At 62.4% G+C, this 14,974-nt stretch carries 12 protein-coding genes; 9 read left to right on the top strand and 3 right to left on the bottom strand.

Annotated elements, in window-relative coordinates; genetic code table 11:
- Entirely contained in the window at positions 1-3,063 is a 3,063-nt protein-coding gene (locus HX817_RS24725) for an efflux RND transporter permease subunit (protein WP_177041466.1), read from the bottom strand.
- Between the two features lie 13 nt (positions 3,064-3,076).
- Positions 3,077-4,204: an efflux RND transporter periplasmic adaptor subunit gene (locus tag HX817_RS24720; RefSeq protein WP_177035111.1), complete on the bottom strand. Its 1,128-nt coding sequence runs from the start codon at positions 4,202-4,204 to the stop codon at positions 3,077-3,079.
- Between the two features lie 241 nt (positions 4,205-4,445).
- On the opposite strand from HX817_RS24720, the gene HX817_RS24715 reads away from it, so the two are divergent.
- Positions 4,446-5,051 carry a TetR/AcrR family transcriptional regulator gene (locus HX817_RS24715; protein WP_003210590.1) on the top strand — a complete coding sequence of 202 codons (606 nt, stop codon included), beginning with the start codon at positions 4,446-4,448 and terminating at the stop codon, positions 5,049-5,051.
- 211 nt (positions 5,052-5,262) lie between these two features.
- Positions 5,263-5,721 carry a transposase gene (locus HX817_RS24710; protein ID WP_177041464.1) on the top strand — a complete coding sequence of 153 codons (459 nt, stop codon included), beginning with the start codon at positions 5,263-5,265 and terminating at the stop codon, positions 5,719-5,721.
- A 126-nt stretch (positions 5,722-5,847) separates the two neighbouring features.
- Here the strand turns inward: HX817_RS24710 and HX817_RS24705 are convergent, their stop codons facing one another.
- Positions 5,848-6,288: a heme-binding protein gene (locus HX817_RS24705; RefSeq protein ID WP_003210592.1), complete on the bottom strand. Its 441-nt coding sequence runs from the start codon at positions 6,286-6,288 to the stop codon at positions 5,848-5,850.
- A gap of 267 nt (positions 6,289-6,555) precedes the next feature.
- Between HX817_RS24705 and gcl the strand changes: the two genes are divergently transcribed.
- The 7 genes from gcl (at position 6,556) to HX817_RS24670 (ending at position 14,931) form a co-directional block, all read left to right on the top strand.
- The gene (gcl, locus tag HX817_RS24700; protein WP_063028181.1) at positions 6,556-8,331 is read left to right on the top strand and encodes a glyoxylate carboligase; all 1,776 of its coding nucleotides are present in this window, start codon (positions 6,556-6,558) and stop codon (positions 8,329-8,331) included.
- A 10-nt stretch (positions 8,332-8,341) separates the two neighbouring features.
- Positions 8,342-9,124 (top strand): hydroxypyruvate isomerase, encoded by a 783-nt coding sequence (hyi, locus tag HX817_RS24695; protein ID WP_008432625.1) that lies wholly within the window; start codon positions 8,342-8,344, stop codon positions 9,122-9,124.
- Positions 9,125-9,300: 176 nt separating this feature from the next.
- Positions 9,301-10,191 (top strand): 2-hydroxy-3-oxopropionate reductase, encoded by an 891-nt coding sequence (locus HX817_RS24690; RefSeq protein WP_003210595.1) that lies wholly within the window; start codon positions 9,301-9,303, stop codon positions 10,189-10,191.
- Positions 10,192-10,369: 178 nt separating this feature from the next.
- On the top strand, positions 10,370-11,665 hold the full coding sequence (locus tag HX817_RS24685) for a glycerate kinase (RefSeq protein ID WP_003210596.1): 1,296 nt from the start codon (positions 10,370-10,372) through the stop codon (positions 11,663-11,665).
- Positions 11,655-13,070 carry a pyruvate kinase gene (pyk, locus tag HX817_RS24680; protein ID WP_003210597.1) on the top strand — a complete coding sequence of 472 codons (1,416 nt, stop codon included), beginning with the start codon at positions 11,655-11,657 and terminating at the stop codon, positions 13,068-13,070. The genes HX817_RS24685 and pyk overlap by 11 nt, the downstream gene beginning before the upstream one ends.
- A 129-nt stretch (positions 13,071-13,199) precedes the next feature.
- Positions 13,200-14,075 (top strand): urea transporter, encoded by an 876-nt coding sequence (locus HX817_RS24675; protein ID WP_177041462.1) that lies wholly within the window; start codon positions 13,200-13,202, stop codon positions 14,073-14,075.
- Positions 14,076-14,106: 31 nt separating this feature from the next.
- A complete protein-coding gene (locus HX817_RS24670) occupies positions 14,107-14,931 on the top strand; it encodes an ion transporter (RefSeq protein ID WP_008434745.1) in 825 nt (274 codons plus the stop codon).
- Positions 14,932-14,974 lie beyond the last annotated feature (43 nt).

Here is a 14,974-nt window from a genome sequence, read left to right as displayed (position 1 = left end):
TCAGACCGCTTCAGCCGGGCGGCGGCTGAAGCGCTGCCCCAGGCCGTGCATGGCGAGGAAGATCACCGGCGTGGAAAACAGCGTCAGCAACTGACTGAGCAACAACCCGCCGATAATCGCGATGCCCAGCGGGTGACGCAGCTCCGAACCAATCCCCGTACCGAGCGCCAGCGGCACCGCGCCGAACAGCGACGCCATGCTGGTCATCAGGATCGGCCGGAACCGCAACTCTGCCGCCTGGCGGATCGCGGCCGTGGGGCTCAGGCCGCCCTCGCGTAACAATTCCAGGGCAAAGTCGACCATCATGATGCCGTTTTTCATCACGATACCGATCAGCAACACAATGCCGATCAGGCCGATGATGTCGAACTGCGTGCCCGTCACCAGCAGCGCCAGCAAGGCCCCGAGCGCTGCCGAGAGCAGCGTCGAAAGGATCGTCACCGGGTGCACGAAGCTCTCGTACAGAATCCCCAGCATCAGGTACACCACCACAATCGCCGCCACCACCAGGAATACCTGGTTGGACAGCGACTGTTCGAACGTCGCCGCCGCGCCTTCCAGGTTGGCCTGCACCGACAGCGGCAAGCCGACCTTGGCCTCGATGTCCTTGAGCCGCGTCACTGCCGTGCCAAGGGTCTGGCCCGGAGCAAGGTTGAACGACACGTCGGCATACGGAAACTGACCCAGGCGGTTGATGGTCACGGGCGTGCGCACCACCTGCATGGTCGCCATGCTCGACAGCGGCGCCACACCGCCACCAGGAATGTCCACGTACAACCCGGTGAGCAGGTCCGGCAAGTTGCGCGGCGGATGGTCGGTGGCGATCACCACGTGGTACTGGTTGAGCTGGGTGTAGATCGTCGAGACCTGGCGCTGGCCGAAGGCGTCATACAGCACATCGTCGATCGCCTGGGGCGTGATACCAAGGCGCGAGGCGGTGGCGCGGTCAAAGGTCAGCTGGATCTGATTGCCGAATTGCATCGCCTGGCTTTGCACGTCGGTGAACATCGGGTCTTGCTTGATCGCCGCCAGCAGCTTGTTGGTCCACGTTTCCAGTTCGTCCGGATCGGTGGCTTGCAGGCCCAGGCGGTAGCTGGTGGTGGACACCGTGGCGTCGAGGGTCAGGTCCTGTACCGAGTGCAGGTACAGGCGGATCCCGGCGTCGTCGGCGTTGGCATCGGAGAGCCGGCGGATCACCTCGGTGGCACTGTCACGCTCGCCGCGGGGCTTGAGGTTGATCAGCAGGTTGCCCTGGTTGATGGTCGGGTTGGTCTGGTCGATCCCGACGAAGGACGACAGGCTTTGCACCGCCGGGTCCTTGAGGATTCGCGCGGCCAGGCGCTGTTGTTCGGTCTGCATCTGCTGGAATGAAACCGTCGGCGCCGCCTGGGAAATACCCTGGATCAGCCCGGTGTCCTGGTCGGGGAAAAAGCCCTTGGGCATGATCACCAGAATCATCAGGGTCAGCGCGGCGGTGAGCGCTATCGAGATCAGGGTCAAGGTGCGGTGCGCCAACACCCAGTCAAGGCCACGCACGTAGTGGGTGTTGATGCGGTCGAAGAAATCCGCGCGGCGTTCCTGGTGCTTATTCTTGAGCATCCGCGCGCACATCATCGGCGTGAGCGTCAGGGAGATGAACGCCGAGATAACGATGGTCACGGCCACGGTCATGGCGAATTCGCGGAACAGCCGGCCGACCACATCGCCCATGAACAGCAGCGGGATCATCACTGCAATCAGCGCAATCGACAGCGAAATAATCGTGAAGCCGATTTGCTCCGACCCCTTGAGCGCCGCCTCCAGCGGCGAGTCGCCCGCCTCGATATAGCGCGTGATGTTTTCGATCATCACGATGGCGTCGTCCACCACGAATCCGATGGCGATAGTCAGCGCCATCAGTGTCAGGTTGTTCAGGGAAAAGCCCAGCGCATAAGCCACCGCCAGGGTGCCCACCAGCGTCAGCGGCACGGTGACTGCCGGAATAACCGTCGCCGCAACGTCGCGCAGGAAAATGAAAATCACGATCACCACCAGCAGCACCGCCACCGCCAGTTCGTACTGCACATCGGTGACCGAGGCGCGGATGGTTTGCGTGCGGTCGGTCAGCACATCGACCTTCAAGGTACCCGGCAAACTGGCCCGCAGCTTGGGCAGCAATTGCTGCACGCGGTCGACCACCTGAATCACATTGGCGCCGGGCTGGCGCTGAATGTTCAGCACAATCGACGGCGTGCTGTTGGTCCACGCAGCCTGGCGCGGGTTCTCCGGGCCCTGGGTGGAACTAGCGATCTGCGACAGGCGAATCGGCGCGCCGTTTTTATAGGCGATCACCAGGTCGCGGTATTCCTCGGCCGATTGCAGCTGGTCGTTGGCACCAATCGAATACGCCTGGAACTTGCCGTCGATATTGCCCTTGGCCTGGTTGACGTTGGCCGTGCCGAGGGAGGTGCGCAGGTCATCAATGGACAGGCCGAGGCTATTGAGCGCCGAGGTATTCGCCTCGACCCGCACCGCCGGGCGCTGACCGCCGCTGATGGTCACCAGGCCGACGCCAGTGATCTGCGAGATCTTCTGCGCCAGCCGTGTATCCGCCAGGTCCTCGACCTTGGTCAGCGGCAACACATCGGAGGTCAGGGACAGGGTCAGCACCGGCGCATCCGCCGGATTGACCTTGCTGTATACCGGTGGGTACGGCAGGTTGGCCGGCAGGAAGGTGCCGGCGGCATTGATCGCGGCCTGCACTTCCTGCTCTGCCACATCCAGGGACAGCGACAGGTCGAATTGCAGGGTCACCACCGAAGCGCCGTCGGAGCTGGTGGAGTTCATCGACTTGAGGCCCGGCATCTCGCCGAGCTGGCGCTCCAGCGGCGCGGTGATCGAGGAACTGACCACGTCCGGGCTGGCGCCGGGGTATTGGGTGAAGACCTGGATGGTCGGGTAGTCGACTTCGGGCAACGCCGACACCGACAACAGGTGATACCCCAATATGCCCAGCAACAGCACCGCGACCATCATCAAGGTGGTGGCGACGGGACGTTCGATAAAGGGCCGCGAAATGTTCATGCTCGGCAGCTCCTCACTGGGCGACGACCTTCACGGCCGAACCGTCATCCAGTTTGTCGGCGCCTTCGGTGATCACCTGCTCGCCTGGCTTGACGCCGTTCTCGAGCACCGCCGACACATCGCCCATCGATGGGCCGGTCTTGATGTTGCGCAGGCTGGCCTTGTCGCCATTCACCACGAACACAAAATCGCCCTTGCTGCCATGCTGGATCGCCCGGGTGGGCACCACGGCAACCTGGGCCAGGGTGTCGGCCTTCAGGCGCGCATTGACGAACTGGTTGGGGAACAGCGCACTGCCCGAATCATCGAACTGCGCCTTGACCTTGATGGTGCCGGTGGAGGTGTCTACCTGGTTGTCCAGGGCCAACAGGCTGCCGGTGGCCAGCAGGGCTTTCTTGTTGCGGTCGTAGGCCAACACCGTCACGGCGCCACGGCCCAGGGCCTGGTTGATTGCACCCAGGTCGTCCTCGGGGACCGCGAACACCACGGTGGCCGGGTTCATCTGGGTAATCACCACGATGCCGGTGGTGCTGGTGGTGGTGACGTAATTGCCGGGGTCGACCAGGCGCAGGCCCACCACACCGTCGACCGGCGAGGTGATGGTGCAGTAGCCGACCTGCACTTCAAGGTTCTGCACATTGCCCTGGTCGGCAGCCACGGTGCCCAGTTGTTGCTGGACCAACGAGGCCTGAGTGTCGACGGTTTGCTGGCTGGTAGAGCCGGCCTTGACCAGTTCGCGGTAGCGCACCAGATCACGCTGGGCATTGCTCAACACAGCCTGGTCGTGGGCCAGGGTGCCCTTGGCCACGGCCAGTTGGGCCTTGAGAGCACGGTCATCGATCCGCGCAATCACCTGGCCCTTGCTGACGTGCTGGCCTTCCTTGAATTCCACGCTGCTGAGGATGCCATCGACCTGGGTGACCACGGTCACACTGCGGGTGGGGGTGACGGTGCCGAGGGCGTCGATATACACCGGCACGTCCTGCAACACCACCGGCACCACGGCCACCGGTTCGCCGGTGGCGGCCGGCCGGCCTTTGTGCCCGCCTGCAAAGAAGTGCAAACCCAGGGCAATCAACAACGCTACCAGTAACAACGTGCCAACGGCCCAGGCGAACGTACGTCGTCTGCTTTTCTCCACGGGTTTCTCTCTCGAACGCCGAAAACAGGAAGCGGCGGCCAGGCTAAATGGCCGCTCGCTGCCTGAACTCTAGCAGCGCGCTGGAGCTGTGCCTGTACGACCGTGAATGCGTTCAGCATCAAGACAGACAAAGTCAGCTGGGCGCCCCGCCATGCAAGGGCTGCGGCGGGATTCTTGAGCCCTGCGCAAAGCCGGTGCTACCATGCCAGACCGCCTGTCTTGGCAAGGAACCTCCTGGTCTATGAGCACCATTCGCGAGCGCAACAAAGAACTGATCCTGCGGGCTGCCAGTGAGGAGTTTGCCGACAAGGGCTTCGCCGCGACCAAAACCAGCGACATCGCCGCCAAGGCCGGGCTGCCCAAGCCCAACGTCTACTACTACTTCAAGTCCAAGGACAATCTCTATCGCGAGGTGCTCGAAAGCATTATCGAGCCGATCCTGGCGGCCTCCACACCGTTCAATCCTGATGGCGACCCTTCGGCCGTGCTGAGCGGGTACATCCGCTCGAAGATCTGCATCTCCCGGGATTTGCCGTTTGCCTCGAAAGTGTTTGCCAGTGAGATCATGCACGGCGCCCCGCATTTGAGCCCCGAGCAGGTGGAACAGCTGAATGCCCAGGCCAAGCACAACATCGACTGCATCCAGAGCTGGGTGGACCGTGGGCTGATTGCGCCGATTGATCCGCATCACCTGATGTTCAGCATTTGGGCGGCGACGCAGACGTATGCGGATTTTGACTGGCAGATTTCGGCGGTGACCGGCAAGGCGAAGTTGGATGAAGCGGATTATGAGGCGGCGGCGCAGACGATTATTCGGTTGGTGTTGAAGGGGTGTGAGCGGGACTGATAGACCGCAGCGTCTTCAAGATTCGCGAGCAAGCCCGCTCCCACATTTGAATTTGTGCCAGACATAAATTGTTTAAACGCCGCAGATCCAATGTGGGAGCGGGCTTGCTCGCGAAAGCGCCCTCCCAGACACATCCTGCACAAAGCCAAACCATCATCTCCAGATTCCCCGATCTAGCCTCTCAGAACCCCACCTGAAGAGAGGCAAAGGAATGCCTGATCCAGCTGCTTCACATCGCCTGCGCATCGGGCGATTCAGCGAGTCCAACCGCATCTACCTGATCACCACCAACACCCACGAACGCGCGCCGATATTCAGTGATTTTTATCTCGGCCGCCTGGTGGTCTGGCAATTCCGGCTCGCCCAGTATCAAGGGCTGGCGAACTCCCTGGCCTGGGTGGTCATGCCCGACCACTTTCACTGGTTGATTGAGCTGCAAAAAGGCTCATTGGGAGACCTGATGTGCCAGGTGAAGTCCAAAAGCACTCGAACCGTTAATGGCGTTACGGGCCGCAAAGGGCGGCTATGGCAAACCAGCTTTCATGATCGTGCGCTGCGCAAGGACGATGACCTGGTGAAGATGGCTCGGTATGTCGTGGCCAACCCATTAAGAGCAGGGTTGGTGGAGCGGATTGGCGACTATCCGCTGTGGGATGCGGTTTGGGTTTAGGTCCGGGACCAAGTCGCCCCTTTCGCGAGCAAGCCCGCTCCCACATTTGACCGAGTTCCAGCCTTGGAATGCAGTCAAATGTGGGAGCGGGCTTGCTCGCGAAGAGGCCCGACCAGTCACCTCACATCAAGCAGTAACCCCCGCATCCGCCAACAACCCCAACCCCTCGATCGCACTGATCGCACACTGCTCGTCAATATCCGACGTATCCCCGCTGATCCCGATCGCGCCCAGCACCACACCCGCCTGATCCCGGATCAACACCCCGCCCGGTGCCGGCACCACGCTGCCCTGCCCCAGGCTGTTCAGCGCGGCAATAAACGCCGGCCGTTGCTGTGCGTCCAGCGCCAGCAAGCGCGAGCCCTTGCCCAGGGCTATCGCGCCCCAGGCCTTGCCAATCGCGATCTGCGGGCGCAGCAGGCTCGCGCCATCCTCGCGCTGCAACGTTATCAAATGCCCGCCGCTGTCGAGTACCGCAACGGTCAGCGGTGCCGCCGAAATGGTGCGGCCTGCCGCGATGGCGTGGCTGGCCAGGTTGACTGCGACTTTCAAGGTTAAAGCGCTCATGGGTGCCGTCCTTATCTTGTTATGGGAAAGCCGTGGGGCTCTGTCTGATCAGAAGCTCGATCAAACAAATAGAACACAATAGACTTATTTTTTGTATACAATATTTCCAAACATACGCACCACACGTCGAAATATTCCCGTCCATAAGCCTTCCGACGAACGTAAAGGCCACCCAAGAAAATGGATTGACCTGCCCCGCTCGCCGTGAATACACTTCGGACCAACACCACTTGTATACAATTACAAAACGCAAGAGGCACCAAAACCATGAGCAAAATGAGAGCAATCGAAGCCGCTGTCCTGGTGATGCGCCGTGAAGGGGTCGACACCGCCTTCGGTATCCCGGGCGCCGCGATCAACCCGCTGTATTCGGCCTTGCAGAAGGTCGGTGGCATCGATCACGTCCTTGCTCGCCACGTTGAAGGCGCCTCGCACATGGCCGAGGGCTACACCCGCACCAAGGCCGGCAATATCGGCGTGTGCATCGGCACCTCGGGCCCGGCGGGCACCGACATGGTTACCGGCCTGTACAGCGCCTCGGCGGACTCGATCCCGATCCTGTGCATCACCGGCCAGGCGCCACGGGCACGCATGCACAAGGAAGACTTCCAGGCTGTCGACATCACCAGCATCGTCAAGCCGGTGACCAAGTGGGCGACCACCGTCCTGGAACCCGGCCAGGTGCCGTATGCCTTCCAGAAAGCCTTCTATGAAATGCGCTCCGGTCGCCCGGGCCCGGTGCTGATCGACCTGCCATTCGACGTACAAATGGCCGAGATCGAATTCGATATCGACGCCTACCAACCACTGCCCCTGGCCAAGCCTTTGGCGACCCGTATCCAGGTGGAAAAAGCCCTGGCCCTGCTGGACCAGGCCGAGCGCCCATTGCTGGTGAGCGGTGGTGGCGTGATCAACGCCGACGCCAGCGAACTGCTGGTGGAATTCGCCGAGTTGACCGGCATCCCGGTGATCCCGACCCTCATGGGCTGGGGCACGATCCCGGACGATCACCCGCAGATGGTGGGCATGGTCGGCCTGCAAACATCCCACCGTTATGGCAACGCGACGATGTTGAAATCGGACGTGGTGCTGGGCATCGGTAACCGCTGGGCCAACCGTCACACCGGTTCGGTGGAGGTGTACACCGAGGGCCGCAAATTCATTCACGTGGACATCGAGCCGACGCAAATCGGCCGCGTGTTCACCCCGGACCTGGGCATCGTTTCCGACGCCGGCTCTGCATTGACCATGTTCATTGAAGTGGCCCGCGAGTGGAAAGCCGCCGGCAAGCTCAAGGACCGCAGCGCCTGGCTCCACGATTGCCAGCAGCGCAAGGCCACCCTGCACCGCAAGACCCACTTCGACAACGTGCCGGTCAAGCCGCAACGGGTGTACGAAGAGATGAACCAGGTGTTCGGCAAAGACACCTGCTACGTCAGCACCATCGGCCTGTCGCAGATTGCCGGCGCGCAGTTCCTGCACGTCTACAAGCCACGCCACTGGATCAACTGCGGCCAGGCCGGCCCGCTCGGCTGGACCATTCCGGCGGCACTGGGTGTGGTCAAGGCGGACCCGACCCGCAAAGTCGTGGCACTGTCCGGCGACTATGACTTCCAGTTCATGATCGAAGAGCTGGCCGTGGGCGCACAGTTCAAGCTGCCGTACATCCACGTGGTGGTGAACAACTCCTACCTGGGGCTGATCCGCCAGGCCCAGCGCGGGTTTGAAATGGACTACTGCGTGCAGCTGTCCTTCGACAACCTCAACGCACCGGAACTCAACGGTTACGGCGTCGACCACGTGGCCGTCGCCGAAGGCCTGGGTTGCAAGGCCCTGCGGGTGTTCGAGCCGGGCCAGATCCAGCCGGCACTGCGCAAGGCTCAGGAAATGATCGAAGAATTCAAGGTTCCGGTGATCGTTGAGATTATTCTGGAGCGGGTGACCAATATTTCCATGGGCACCGAGATCAACGCCGTCAACGAATTCGAAGATCTGGCACTGGTGGGCAACGACGCGCCGACTGCCATTTCACTGCTCGATTAAGGAGAACCCCATGCCGCGTTTTGCCGCCAACCTGTCCATGCTGTTTACCGAACAGGACTTTCTTGCCCGTTTCAAAGCCGCCGCCGACGCGGGGTTCAGTGGTGTGGAATACCTGTTTCCCTATGAATTCAGCTCAGCTGAAATCAAGGCGCAACTCGATGCCCACGGCCTGACCCAAGTGCTGTTCAACCTGCCGGCCGGTGACTGGGCCAAGGGCGAACGCGGCCTGGCCTGCCACCCGGACCGGGTCGAGGAGTTCCGTGCCGGGGTCAACCTGGCCATCGCCTACGCCCAGGTACTGGGCAATACCCAGGTCAACTGCCTGGCGGGGATTCGCCCGGCCGGCGTGGATGACGCGACGCTTGAAAAAACCTTCGTCGCCAACCTCAAGTACGCCGCCGACAAGCTGCAGGCGGTGGGCATCCGGCTTGTGATGGAGATGATCAATACCCGCGACATTCCGGGTTTCTATCTGAACAACACGGCGCAGGCCCTGTCGATTCGCGAGCAGGTAGGCAGTGCCAACCTGTTCCTGCAATACGACATCTATCACATGCAAATCATGGAAGGCGACCTGGCCCGCACCATGGCTGCGCACCTGGGTGAGATCAACCACATCCAGCTGGCGGACAACCCGGGGCGCAACGAGCCGGGGACCGGTGAGATCAACTACCGCTTCCTGTTCGAACATTTGGACCGCATCGGTTATCAGGGTTGGGTCGGCTGTGAGTACAAACCGTTGACCACCACCGAAGCGGGTTTGGGTTGGCTCAAAAGCCACAACGCGATCTAACTGAACAAACACAGCACCCAATGTGGGAGCGGGCTTGCTCGCGAAAGCGGTGGATCAGTCGACATCAATGCTGAATGTCGGCCCCCATTCGCGAGCAAGCCCGCTCCCACAGTGGATCTCCTGTGTTTAGCAGGCCGCGCCAGGCCTGCACACCTAACAATAAGAGGATTTTCGTCATGGCTAAAATCGGATTTATCGGCACCGGCATCATGGGCCAACCCATGGCTGCCAACCTGCAAAAGGCCGGTCACCAACTGTTTCTTTCCGAGCATCACGGCAAGGCGCCGGCTGAACTGATCAGCGCTGGTGCGGTGGCCCTGGCCAACCCGCAGCAAGTGGCCCAGGAAGCCGAATTCATCATCGTCATGGTGCCCGACACTCCGCAGGTCGATGATGTGCTGTTCCGCGCCGACGGCGTTGCCGCAGGCCTTGGGCCGAACAAAGTGGTGATCGACATGAGTTCGATCTCGCCCACCGCCACCAAGGCCTTCGCCGCGAAGATCAACGAGACCGGCGCACGTTACCTCGACGCCCCGGTGTCCGGTGGTGAAGTCGGTGCCAAGGCCGGCACCCTGAGCATCATGATCGGCGGCGACCCGCACACCTTCGAACGCGCCCTGCCGCTGTTCCAGGCCATGGGCAAGAACATCACCCTGGTGGGCGGCAATGGCGATGGCCAGACCGCCAAGGTGGCCAACCAGATCATCGTTGCGTTGAACATCCAGGCGGTGGCGGAAGCGCTGCTGTTCGCCTCGAAGAACGGCGCCGACCCGGCCAAGGTGCGTGAAGCACTGATGGGGGGGTTTGCTTCGTCGAAAATCCTCGAAGTGCATGGCGAGCGCATGATCAAGGGCACCTTCGATCCGGGCTTCCGCATCAACCTGCACCAGAAGGATCTGAACCTGGCCCTGGCCGGTGCCAAGGAGCTGGGGATCAACCTGCCGAACACCGCCGGCACGCAGCAGGTGTTCAGCACCTGCACCGCCATCGGTGGCGGCAACTGGGACCACTCGGCGCTGATCAAGGGCCTGGAACATATGGCGAATTTTTCGATTCGCGATAAATAACGCCCGTTGAAATGCGATCGAATGTGGGAGCGGGCTTGCTCGCGAAAGCGGTGTATCAGTCAGCATGGATGTCGAATGGTAGACCGCTTTCGCGAGCAAGCCCGCTCCCACATTTTTGACCGCATTTCACATCGAATTTGATGCACCCCTAATAACAAGAATCCCCGGGAGCCCGCTTATGTCGGTCGATCCGCAACACCTGCTTCGCGAGCTGTTTGCCACAGCCATCGACGCCGCCCACCCCCGGCAAGTCCTCGAACCCTATCTGCCCGCCGACCGCAGCGGCCGTGTCATCGTGATCGGCGCCGGCAAAGCCGCCGCCGCCATGGCGCTGGTGGTGGAAAACTGCTGGCAAGGCGAAGTCTCGGGCCTGGTGGTCACCCGCTACGGCCACGGCGCACCCTGCAAGAAAATCGAAGTGGTCGAAGCCGCGCACCCGGTGCCGGACGCCGCAGGCCAGGCCGTGGCCAAGCGTGTGCTGGAGCTGATCAGCAACCTGGGCGAAGACGACCGCGTGATCTTCCTGCTCTCCGGCGGCGGCTCTGCACTGCTCGCCCTTCCGGCCGCCGGCATCACCCTGGCGGACAAGCAAGCGATCAACAAGGCCCTGCTCAAATCCGGCGCCACCATCGGCGAGATGAACTGCGTGCGCAAGCACCTCTCGGCGATCAAGGGCGGGCGCCTGGCCAAGGCAAGCTGGCCTGCCACCGTCTACACCTACGCGATTTCCGATGTACCGGGCGACCAGGCCACGGTCATCGCTTCCGGCCCCACTGTTGGCGACCCCAGTACCTCGCAACAGGCGCTGGCGATTCTCAAGCGCTACCAGATTGAAATCCCGGCGTCGGTGCGCACCTGGCTGCAAAGCCCGGAGTCGGAAACCGTCAAGCCCGGGGACCCGGTGCTCGCCCGCAGCCATTTCCAACTGATCGCCCGTCCGCAGCAATCCCTGGAAGCGGTGGCGGTGAAAGTCCGCCAGGCCGGTTTCAGCCCGCTGATCCTCGGCGACCTGGAAGGCGAAGCGCGGGACGTGGCCAAGGTGCACGCCGGTATCGCCCGGCAAATCATCCAGCACGGCCAACCCCTGGCGGCGCCTTGCGTGATCCTCTCCGGCGGCGAAACCACCGTCACCGTACGCGGCAATGGCCGTGGCGGACGCAACGCCGAATTCCTGCTGAGCCTCACCGACAGCCTCAAGGGCCTGCCCGGCGTCTACGCCCTGGCGGGTGACACCGACGGCATCGACGGCTCGGAAGACAACGCCGGCGCGATCATGACGCCCACCAGCTACGCCCGCGCCGAAGCCCTGGGCTTGAGCGCCAGTGACGAGCTGGACAACAACAATGGCTACGGTTACTTCGCGGCCCTCGACGGCTTGATCATCACCGAGCCGACCCGCACCAACGTCAACGATTTCCGCGCCATTCTGATTCTTGAAAGCCCTGAAAGAGAGTCCCCTGAACATGACGCCTGACAAGAAGGTCAAGATCCTCGCCACGCTGGGCCCGGCCACCGACAGCATCGACGACATCCGCGAGCTGGTGGAAGCCGGGGTGAATATCTTTCGCCTGAACTTCAGCCATGGCGATCATGCCGACCACGCCCAACGCTACCAGTGGATTCGCCAGGTGGAGCGCCAGCTCAATTATCCCCTCGGCATCCTGATGGACCTGCAAGGGCCGAAGCTGCGGGTGGGGCGTTTTGCCGAAGGAAAAGTGCAACTGATTCGCGGCCAGGCCCTGCGCCTGGACCTCGACCCGACACCCGGTGACCAGCGGCGAGTCAACCTGCCCCACCCGGAAATCATCGCGGCCCTGCAGCCCGGCATGGACCTGCTGCTGGACGACGGCAAGCTGCGCCTGCGGGTGATCACCAAGCACGCCGATGCCATCGACACCACCGTGCTCAACGGCGGCGAACTGTCGGACCGTAAAGGCGTGAACGTACCCCAGGCATTGCTGGAGCTCAGCCCGCTGACCGCCAAGGACCGCCGCGACCTGAGCTTCGGCCTGGAACTGGGGGTGGACTGGGTGGCGCTGTCGTTTGTGCAACGCCCGGAAGACATCCGCGAAGCCCGCGAGTTGATCGGCGACAAGGCGTTCCTGATGGCCAAGATCGAGAAGCCCTCGGCGGTGCAGCGCCTGCAGGAAATCGCCGAGCTGAGCGACGCGATCATGGTCGCCAGAGGCGACCTGGGGGTGGAAGTGCCGGCGGAAAGCGTGCCGCAAATCCAGAAGGACATCATTGGTGTGTGCCGCCAGTTGGGTAAACCGGTGGTGGTGGCCACGCAGATGCTTGAATCCATGCGCTTCTCCCCGGCGCCGACCCGTGCCGAAGTCACCGACGTGGCCAACGCAGTGGCGGAAGGGGCGGATGCGGTGATGCTGTCGGCGGAAACCGCTTCCGGTGAATACCCGTTGGAGGCCGTGCTGATGATGAGCAAGATCATTCGCCAGGTGGAAAATGGCCCGGATTACCAGACCCAGCTGGACGTCAGCCGGCCCAAGGCGGATGCCACGGTGTCGGACGCCATCAGCTGTGCGATCCGCCGTATCAGCAGCATCCTGCCGGTGGCAGTGCTGGTGAACTACAGCGAGTCGGGCAGCTCCACCTTGCGGGCGGCGCGGGAACGGCCGGCGGTGCCGATTCTGAACCTGACACCGAACCTGTCGACGGCGCGACGCTTGAGCGTGGCGTGGGGCGTGCATTCGGTGGTGAACGATCGGCTGCGGCAGGTGGATGAGGTGTGTTCCACGGCGTTGGAGATTGCCCAGGCACAGGGTATGGCGGAGCGTGGGGATACGTTGGTGATTACTGCTGGGGTGCCATTCGGGCAGCCAGGGTCGACCAATTCGTTGCGGATCGAGACATTGATCTAATCCCCTGTGGCGAGGGAGCTTGCTCCCGCTGGACTGCGCAGCAGGCCCATCTTTTGGGGCCGCTGCGCGCCCCAGCGGGAGCAAGCTCCCTCGCCACAAGATTCGGCGCTTTCCTGCAGATTATTGATCATGCCCAACCAACCCTGCCCCGACTGGGCCGAAGCCCTGCTCAACGGCTTCAGCCAGATATTCCTGCAGCGCCACCCGCTGTGTGGCCTGCTCTGCCTGCTGGCGATCCTGGTCGGCGCCCCGGCCCTGCTCGGCGGCGCGCTGCTGGGCGGTGTCGCCGGCTTGCTGACCGCCCAACGCCGCGGCTATCCCAAGGCCGAACGCCAGGCCGGTCTCTATAGCTACAACGGCGTGCTGCTCGGCTTGCTGATCAGCCAGCACTTCAGCTGGTCGGCACTGCTGCCGCCGTTGATTCTCGCCTGCGGTGGCCTCAGCGCAATCCTCACTCGCCAGTGGCTCAAACGCGCCGCCAACCCCGATGACCTGCCCGCCTACACCGCACCGTTTGTGGTACTCGGCTGGCTGCTGCTGGGCACCACCGCGCCCGCCGCATTTGCCGCCAGCGAACCCGGCACCTGGGCGCTACTCTGCGCGCCGTTCACAGGTCTGGCCCAAGTCATCCTGATGGACCAACCCCTCGCCGGCCTGCTGATCGCCCTCGGCCTTTTAATAGCCAGCCGCCGCGCGGCCTTGTGGGCGCTGACCGGCGCGAGCCTCGGCGTGTTGATCGCCCTGTTGATGGACGAGCCCGCCAGCGCCCTGCTCGGCCTGCACAGCTATAACCCGGCGCTGGCCGCCCTGGCCCTCAGCCAGTATCGTCGCCAACCCTGGCTGCCGCTGATCGGCATCCTGCTGGCGATCATCCTCACGCCCGGCTTCACCGGCCTGAACCTGCCCGCGCTGACCGCGCCGTTTATCCTCGCCACCTGGCTGGTGCGCGCCAGTCAGCGGGTGATGCAGAAAACCTGCATGGACAGCCCCTTCGAATCCCCCTAGGCTTCGCTGATCTTCGATTCAGGCGACTTCCATGGACAGCAACAAGCACTGGCGTGAGCGTCTCTACGTCATGGTTTTCCAAAGTGACACCCCGGCCGGCCGACGCTTCGACAGCACCCTGTTGCTGATCATTCTGGCCAGCCTGGTGATCGTGATCCTCGACAGCATCCAGGCAGTCCACGACAACTACGCCAACGTGCTGGCCTATATCGAGTGGGGCTTCACCATCATCTTCGCCATCGAATACGGCCTGCGGCTGTATTGCTCGCCCAAGCCGTTGCGCTATGCCTTCAGCTTTTATGGGCTGGTGGATTTGCTGGCGATCGTGCCGGGCATCCTCGCGCTGTATTACAGCGACGCGCAGTACCTGCTGATTATCCGGATCATCCGGATGCTGCGGATTTTCCGCGTGCTCAAGCTCGGCCCGTACCTCAAGCAGGCCAACTACCTGATGTCGGCGCTGCGGGGCAGCAAGCAGAAGATCGTGGTGTTCCTGGTCAGCGTCTGCACCCTGGTCACGGTGTTCGGCACCTTGATGTACGTGATCGAAGGCCCGGAGCACGGGTTTACCAGTATTCCCAAGGGCATCTATTGGGCAATCGTGACGCTGACCACCGTGGGTTTTGGCGATATCGTGCCGAAGACCCCGCTGGGCCAGGTGATTTCGTCGCTGGTGATGATCACCGGTTATTCGATCATCGCGGTGCCCACCGGGATCTTCACCGCCGAACTGGCCAACGCCATGCGCGGTGAGCAATTACAAACGGATTGCCCGGTGTGCAAGAAAAACAGCCATGAGCCCAATGCAGCGTTTTGCTCACGGTGTGGCAGCGCGCTTTTCAAGAAACTGGAATAAGCAAAGTTCTTTTTAATCTTTAAGCGACTATGCGCCCCCCCGT

Origin of the sequence: Pseudomonas sp. C6002 (assembly GCF_013385805.1) — a bacterium.
In the GTDB taxonomy this organism is placed as follows: Bacteria; Pseudomonadota; Gammaproteobacteria; order Pseudomonadales; family Pseudomonadaceae; genus Aquipseudomonas.
Note: the sequence above shows the minus strand (reverse complement) of the source record. Positions and strands in the feature narration are given on the sequence as shown.

Excerpts from the sequence above, each read along its gene's own strand:
- HX817_RS24725 (WP_177041466.1), bottom strand. The coding sequence starts at position 3,063 with ATGAACATTTCGCGGCCCTTTATCGAACGTCCCGTCGCCACCACCTTG.
- HX817_RS24715 (WP_003210590.1), top strand. The coding sequence starts at position 4,446 with ATGAGCACCATTCGCGAGCGCAACAAAGAACTGATCCTGCGGGCTGCC.
- HX817_RS24710 (WP_177041464.1), top strand. The coding sequence starts at position 5,263 with ATGCCTGATCCAGCTGCTTCACATCGCCTGCGCATCGGGCGATTCAGC.
- HX817_RS24705 (WP_003210592.1), bottom strand. The coding sequence starts at position 6,288 with ATGAGCGCTTTAACCTTGAAAGTCGCAGTCAACCTGGCCAGCCACGCC.
- gcl (WP_063028181.1), top strand. The coding sequence starts at position 6,556 with ATGAGCAAAATGAGAGCAATCGAAGCCGCTGTCCTGGTGATGCGCCGT.
- hyi (WP_008432625.1), top strand. The coding sequence starts at position 8,342 with ATGCCGCGTTTTGCCGCCAACCTGTCCATGCTGTTTACCGAACAGGAC.
- HX817_RS24690 (WP_003210595.1), top strand. The coding sequence starts at position 9,301 with ATGGCTAAAATCGGATTTATCGGCACCGGCATCATGGGCCAACCCATG.
- HX817_RS24685 (WP_003210596.1), top strand. The coding sequence starts at position 10,370 with ATGTCGGTCGATCCGCAACACCTGCTTCGCGAGCTGTTTGCCACAGCC.
- pyk (WP_003210597.1), top strand. The coding sequence starts at position 11,655 with ATGACGCCTGACAAGAAGGTCAAGATCCTCGCCACGCTGGGCCCGGCC.
- HX817_RS24675 (WP_177041462.1), top strand. The coding sequence starts at position 13,200 with ATGCCCAACCAACCCTGCCCCGACTGGGCCGAAGCCCTGCTCAACGGC.
- HX817_RS24670 (WP_008434745.1), top strand. The coding sequence starts at position 14,107 with ATGGACAGCAACAAGCACTGGCGTGAGCGTCTCTACGTCATGGTTTTC.